Below are 4,247 nucleotides of genomic sequence, written 5' to 3' on the forward strand. Positions count from 1 at the left end.
GTTGTTGCTCATCACCAGCATCAGCATGGAGAAGGTGAACAGCGAGATGTAGGCGAAGAAGCGGTTGTAGCCGGCGTCTTCTTCCATGTAGCCGATGGTGTAGAGGTGCACCATCAGCGACACGAAGGTCACCACCACCATCATCATGGCGGTCAGGCCATCGACCATGAAGCCGATTTCCATCTTCAGGCCGCCAACGCGCATCCACTCGTAGATGGTTTCGTTGAAACGGGCACCGTCCACCGCGACGCTCTTGAGCGTCATGGCCGACAGGATGAAGGCGATCAGCACGCCCAGGATGGTCAGGGTGTGCGAGGCACGACGACCGATGACGTTGCCGCCAAAGGTGGTGCCCAGCAGGCCGGCCAGCGCGGATCCCACCAAGGGGGCCAGCGGAACGGCCAGCAGGGTGCTTGCGGATAGTGTGGAGCTCATGGTGTTCTTGCCTCGTCGGGTATTGGCATCAGCCCTTGAGGGTGTTGAGTTCTTCGACGCTGATCGATGCCTTGTTGCGGAACAGCAGCACCAGAATGGCCAGGCCGATGGCAGACTCGGCGGCCGCCACCGTCAGGATGAAGAACACGAACACTTGGCCGTGCAGGTCGCCCAGGTAGTGGGAGAAAGCCACGAAGTTCATGTTGACGGCCAGCAGCATCAGCTCAATGGCCATCAGCAGCACGATCAGGTTCTTGCGGTTCAGAAAGATGCCAACCACCGACAGCGCGAACAGCACCGCGCCGACCGACAGGAAATGTCCCAATGTGAGGCTCATGCCTTGCCCTCCTCGGCGGTCACGACTGCGGGTGCTGCCTGCTGGGTGGCGGCCAGCGGAACCACCACCAGGCGGTCGGCAGCGCGCACACGCACCTGCAGCGAAGGATCGATGGCCTTGCTGTCCTTGCGCTGGCGCAGGGTCAGCGCAATGGCCGTCACCATGGCCACCAGCAGGATCACCGCGGCGACCTCCACGGCGTACAGGTATTCGGTGTAGAGCAATATGCCCAGCGCCTTGGTGTTCGACACATCGGCAGCGGCTGCCGGCGCCTGCGCGCTGATGGCCGGGAAACCGACCCACAACACGGCAATGATCTCGGCGGCCACGATGCCACCCAGCGCAGCAGCCAGCGGGAAGTTTTGCCAGAAACCCCAGCGGTCACCGTCGAGCTTGATGTCGAGCATCATCACCACGAACAGGAACAACACCATCACCGCACCCAGGTACACCAGCACCAGGGTCAGGCCGAGGAATTCGGCCTTGAGGATGAGCCACAGGGCGGCCGCCTGGGAAAAGGACAGCATGAGGTACAGCACCGCGTGCACAGGGTTGCGCGCGGTGACCACCCGGTAGGCTGCAAACAGCAGCACCGCCGAGAAGAGGTAGAAAAAGCCGGTCTGGTAGTCCATGGTTCTTGTCTTTCGCGGGGCGCTCAGCGGTACTTGGCGTCCGCCGCCTTGGCCGCGGCGATCTCGGGTTCGTACCGGTCGCCCACCGCCAGCAGCATCTCTTTGGTGAAGTACAGGTCGCCGCGCTTTTCGCCGTGGTATTCCAGAATCTGCGTTTCGACGATGGCATCGACCGGGCAGGCTTCTTCACAGAAGCCGCAGAAGATGCACTTGGTCAAGTCGATGTCGTAGCGGGTGGTGCGGCGGCTGCCGTCTTCTCGCTGTGCGGCTTCGATGGTGATGGCCATGGCCGGGCAGACGGCTTCGCACAGCTTGCAGGCGATGCAGCGCTCTTCGCCGTTGTCGTAGCGGCGTTGGGCATGCAAGCCGCGGAAACGCGGCGACAGCGGCGTCTTTTCTTCCGGGAACTGCACCGTGATGTTCTTCGACAGGAAGTGACGTCCGGTCAGGGCCATGCCTTTGAACAGTTCGACGAGCAGAAAGCTCTTGAAAAAGTCGCCGATCGAGAACGGCGCGACGACGTTGGGAGACGCCGTGGAGGCAGCGGTGGTGGACATGATCGTTCGCCCTGCTTATTTCCAGATGTTCCACGGTGTCTGCATCAGACCGCCGACAAGCAGCAGCCAGACCAGGGTCACGGGGATGAAGATCTTCCAGCCCAGACGCATGATCTGGTCGTAACGGAAACGGGGGAAGGTGGCGCGGATCCAAATGAACATGGACACGACGACAAAGGTCTTGAGACCCAGCCAGATCCAGCCCGGAATCCAGTTGAACAGCGCGCTGTCGATGGGGGGCAACCATCCGCCCATGAACATCAGCACCGCGAGGATGGACACCAGCCACATGCTGGCGTATTCGGCCAGGAAGAAGATGGCAAAGCCCATGCCCGAGTACTCGACCATGTGACCGGCCACGATTTCCGCCTCGCCTTCGACCACGTCGAACGGATGGCGGTTGGTCTCGGCCACACCGGAGATCAGGTAGACCATGAAGATGGGCAGCAGCGGCAACCAGTTCCACGACAGGAAGCCCAGCCCCATGTCCGCACCCATGCCACGCGACTGCGAGGCCACGATGTCACCCAGGTTCAGGCTGCCCGCGGTCATCACGACCACCAGGAAACAGAAGCCGATGGCGATTTCGTAACTCACCATCTGGGCCGATGCGCGCAGCGCACCCAGAAAGGCGTACTTGGAGTTCGAGGCCCAGCCCGCGATGATCACGCCGTACACCTCGATCGAGGTGATGGCCAGGATGACCAGCAAACCGGCGTTGACGTTGGCGATCACGGCCTCAGGACCGAACGGCACGACCACCCAGGCAGCCAGCGCCGGCATGATGGCCATGATGGGACCCAGGCGGAACAGACCCGGCGCGGCGGCGCTGGGGCTGATGATTTCCTTGGTCAGCAGCTTGACCGCGTCGGCGATCGGCTGCAGCAGACCGAAGGGACCCACGCGGTTGGGGCCCAGGCGCACCTGCATGAAACCCAGCAGCTTGCGTTCCCACAAGGTGAGGTAGGCGACCGCGCCCATCAGGGGGGCCAGCACCGCCACGATCTTGAGCAGGTTCCAGATCACCGGCCAGGCGGCCGTGGTCCACCAGGAGGCGGCCAGCAGACCCAGACCGGCGTTGTACATCGCATCGATCATGCGTGTGCTCCTTGGGCAGCGCGGCCATCGGCCGTCAGCTGCAGCGAACTGGCGCGCCGCACCAGCGAATCGAGTTGGTAGATCGAGGCCACGCACGGCTGCGCCGGGATCACATTCATGTCGATGAACGCAGCACCTGCGTTGGACAGGCGCGCAGCATCCACCACCTCACCGCTGGCAACCCCGGGCAGCGCGGTCGCCAGCACAGCCTGCGACGAATCGGCATCAAAGCCCGGCAGCCCCAGCAGGTTGCCGAGCACACGGAGCACCTTCCAGGCCGGACGGGTGTCGCCCAGCGGACGCACCACGGCGTGGAAGCTCTGCAGGCGGCCTTCGGCGTTGACGAAGGAGCCCGAGGTCTCGGTGAACGGTGCGATGGGCAGCAGCACGTCGCTGATGTCCAGGTTGGCCTTGAAGGGGCTGAGCGTGACGACCATGCCCGCACCCTGCAGACCGGCAGCGCCAGCGGCGCTGTCGAACGCGGGTTCGGTGTTCAGCAGGATGGCGGCCTTGAGGGCGCCGCCCAGCATCTGCCCGGCGTTCAGGCCACCCTGGCCCGGCAGTGCGTTGAGCAGTTGTGCACCCACGGTGTTGGCCGCTTCGGTCAGGTAACCCACCGTGGCACCGGTCTGCTGCGCGATCCAGTTGGCGAGCGACAGCAGGCTGGATGCCTGAGCGTGGTGCGTCGCGGCATTGCCCAGCAGGATGGCCTTGTGTTCACCGCCCAGCAAGGACTTGGCCACCGCGCGCGCGGCATCGGTCACGTCAGCGGCCACCGGTGCCGAAGCACCGGTTTCGGCGCCCACCGCATTGGCGATACCGGCGAGGGCTGCCACCCAGTGTGTGCTGTCGGCCAGCACTTCGTTCTTCATCGCCATGGCCCAGTCTTGGGACGCGGCGTTGAGCACGTTGACCTGTGCACCCTTGCGGACCGCCTGGCGGATGCGCTGGGCGAACAGCGGGTGGTCCTTGCGAAGGTTGGAACCCACCACGAGCACACGCTGCAGCGACGACAGTTGCGCAACGGGCAGGCCTAGCCAGCGGGCCGAGCCAGCGGGCGCGGTGTTGCCAAAGTCGGCGTGGCGCAGGCGGGCGTCGATGTTCTGGCTGCCCAGGCCGCGCACCAGCGCGCCGGCCAGGGCCAGCTCTTCCACCGTGCTGTGCGGGCTGGCCAGCAGGCCAATGGCG

The 4,247-nt window shown here is 64.3% G+C and carries 5 protein-coding genes and 1 pseudogene; all 6 read right to left on the reverse strand.

Annotated elements, in window-relative coordinates; genetic code table 11:
- A pseudogene (locus tag ACR2JA_RS15895) lies at positions 1-435 on the reverse strand (NADH-quinone oxidoreductase subunit L); the annotation flags it as partial.
- A 28-nt stretch (positions 436-463) separates the two neighbouring features.
- Complete coding sequence (gene nuoK, locus ACR2JA_RS15900) at positions 464-772, reverse strand: NADH-quinone oxidoreductase subunit NuoK (protein ID WP_310567426.1); 309 nt, start codon at positions 770-772, stop codon at positions 464-466.
- Complete coding sequence (locus ACR2JA_RS15905; protein ID WP_434010048.1) at positions 769-1,404, reverse strand: NADH-quinone oxidoreductase subunit J; 636 nt, start codon at positions 1,402-1,404, stop codon at positions 769-771. Before ACR2JA_RS15905 ends, nuoK begins: the two co-directional genes overlap by 4 nt.
- Positions 1,405-1,427: 23 nt before the next feature.
- Positions 1,428-1,961: an NADH-quinone oxidoreductase subunit NuoI gene (nuoI, locus tag ACR2JA_RS15910; protein ID WP_434010049.1), complete on the reverse strand. Its 534-nt coding sequence runs from the start codon at positions 1,959-1,961 to the stop codon at positions 1,428-1,430.
- A 15-nt stretch (positions 1,962-1,976) separates the two neighbouring features.
- Positions 1,977-3,059 carry an NADH-quinone oxidoreductase subunit NuoH gene (gene nuoH / locus ACR2JA_RS15915; protein ID WP_434010050.1) on the reverse strand — a complete coding sequence of 361 codons (1,083 nt, stop codon included), beginning with the start codon at positions 3,057-3,059 and terminating at the stop codon, positions 1,977-1,979.
- The coding region (locus ACR2JA_RS15920; RefSeq protein WP_434010051.1) for a molybdopterin-dependent oxidoreductase at positions 3,056-4,247 on the reverse strand (1,192 nt) is incomplete at its 5' end. The genes ACR2JA_RS15920 and nuoH, both read right to left, overlap by 4 nt.

Source organism: Hydrogenophaga sp. (assembly GCF_051007235.1).
Taxonomy (GTDB): domain Bacteria; phylum Pseudomonadota; class Gammaproteobacteria; order Burkholderiales; family Burkholderiaceae_C; genus Hydrogenophaga.

What these genes read in the sequence shown, in the direction of transcription:
- ACR2JA_RS15905 (WP_434010048.1), bottom strand. Translation starts at nt 1,404, where the DNA reads ATGGACTACCAGACCGGCTTTTTCTACCTCTTCTCGGCGGTGCTGCTG.
- nuoK (WP_310567426.1), bottom strand. Translation starts at nt 772, where the DNA reads ATGAGCCTCACATTGGGACATTTCCTGTCGGTCGGCGCGGTGCTGTTC.
- nuoH (WP_434010050.1), bottom strand. Translation starts at nt 3,059, where the DNA reads ATGATCGATGCGATGTACAACGCCGGTCTGGGTCTGCTGGCCGCCTCC.
- nuoI (WP_434010049.1), bottom strand. Translation starts at nt 1,961, where the DNA reads ATGTCCACCACCGCTGCCTCCACGGCGTCTCCCAACGTCGTCGCGCCG.